The following is a 1,375-nucleotide window of genomic DNA, read 5'->3' as shown; positions in this document are numbered from 1 at the left end:
CTCTTTACCATTGCCTCATTCGGCTTAGCATTCTGCGATGAAGTTTGGCAGCTACTGACACTGCGCTTTGTGCAAGCAATCGGCGTGTGTGCTCCTGCGGTTATCTGGCAAGCGATGGTAATCAAGCGTTACTCCAGCAGTAGCCAGCAAATTTTTGCAACCATCATGCCGTTGGTGGCACTATCACCAGCACTTGCACCTCAACTGGGTGTGGTTTTAGCGGATAGCTTTGGTTGGCACAGTATTTTTATCGCATTAACGCTTGTTGGCGTGGTGCTGGTTGCTGCCACCATGGCACAAAAGAACGAACAAGCCGAAATCAAACAAACCAGCATGTCTGCGGATATTAAAGCGTTACTAGGTTCAAAAACTTACCTAGGTAACGTGTTTATGTTCGCAACCGCGTCGGCAGCGTTCTTTGCTTACCTTACTGGTATGCCAGAAATCATGGCGCAACTAGGCTATGAAGCCAAAGACATCGGTTTGAGCTTCATCCCTCAAACCATTGCGTTTATGGCTGGTGGCTATTTAGGTAAAGTCGGCGTACGTAAGTTTGGTGATGAGAAAGTATTACGCCAGTTAATCGGCCTGTTCAGCGTTGCTGCATTGCTGATTTTCGTCGCTTCACAGTGGGAGCTCACGTCAATCTGGCCAATTCTTGCGCCATTCTGTTTGATTGCCGTTGCAAATGGTGCGCTTTACCCAATCGTCGTAAACCGTGCCCTAGCTAGTGCACACCAAAGCCCAGCGACAGCAGCAGGTCTACAGAACAGTCTGCAAATCTGTGTGAGCAGCTTATCGAGCGCATTAGTTGCCGCGATGGCAAGCCAAGCTCAAATGGTTACGGGCGTGGCAATCGTCATTTGTATGGGTGGCTTGTGGATGGGTTACATTCTGTCGAATCGTGAACTCTCTAAGCACTTCACTACACCTGACAACGCTCGCGTCGTCAGCGAAGATGAACTTTAAGTCTGTACTTCAGTCCATCCGATCATAATAAGAGCCGCGTAAAGCGGCTCTTTTCATTTATAAACTTTTCAGTCCCCACTTCTGAGCAGTCTGCTTAAAGAAGCCTTGTGTTTTTTTTAACTCCACCCAGTGATTGATGTAGTTAATCCAGACTTGGTCGTCTTGTGGCAACAACATGGCGATTGGAGTTGGTCTGCGAGGTGCTTTCACAGGCACAATCGCCAACTGTTTGAACTTGTCCACCAGCGTAGCCGCTTCCACATTGGAAGTCACAGACACGTCCGCTCTGCGAGCCAACAGCTCTTGGAAATCTCGCGCGGGGGCTTCAATCACAATATGCTGCGCCGATGGGAAGAACTCTTTCACCATTTTTTCTTGTACCGTACCTAACGTCGCAGCCACTTTC

Annotated in this window: 1 protein-coding gene and 1 pseudogene; one reads left to right on the top strand and one right to left on the bottom strand. The window is 48.7% G+C overall.

Annotated features, from left to right (window positions below):
* A partial coding sequence (locus R7O12_RS24950; protein WP_318126737.1) for an MFS transporter occupies positions 1-969 on the top strand: 969 nt, incomplete at its 5' end.
* 57 nt (positions 970-1,026) lie between these two features.
* On the opposite strand, the pseudogene R7O12_RS24945 reads toward R7O12_RS24950, so the two are convergent.
* A pseudogene (locus tag R7O12_RS24945) lies at positions 1,027-1,375 on the bottom strand (transporter substrate-binding domain-containing protein); the annotation flags it as partial.

This window comes from Vibrio sp. Vb1574 (assembly GCF_033338675.1).
The sequence above is the reverse complement of the archived record's forward strand: the minus strand, read 5'-3'. Positions and strand labels throughout refer to the sequence as shown.